This window comes from Salmonella sp. SAL4457 (assembly GCF_046548235.1).
GTDB classification, from domain to species: Bacteria; Pseudomonadota; Gammaproteobacteria; order Enterobacterales; family Enterobacteriaceae; genus Salmonella; species Salmonella enterica.
On the sequence record NZ_JBGDZO010001505.1, the window covers coordinates 1 to 229 of the forward strand.

Below are 229 nucleotides of genomic sequence, written 5' to 3' on the forward strand. Positions count from 1 at the left end.
TAGGAATCGTCGACCCGCTCGTCGAAGCGGGCGAAGTGGCGCAGGCTGTTGAGCAAGGTGCGGCGGGTCTCCGGGAAGTCGCTGAGGTACTTGTCGAGACCTTCGATCAGGCCGACGAACTCGTTGCCGCCTTCCTTCGCCGGGTCCAGGGGCGGGGTCTTCGGCTCGTCGGTCTCGTTGAGGGCGATCGACAGGGCGTAGTCGGAATGGGTCACCACCAGCATCTCCC

Annotated in this window: 1 protein-coding gene; it reads right to left on the reverse strand. The window is 65.1% G+C overall.

Annotation, left to right across the window (positions count from 1 at the left end; translation table 11 throughout):
- A partial coding sequence (locus ACLJNW_RS29220) for a hypothetical protein (protein WP_410962171.1) occupies positions 1-229 on the reverse strand: 229 nt, incomplete at both ends.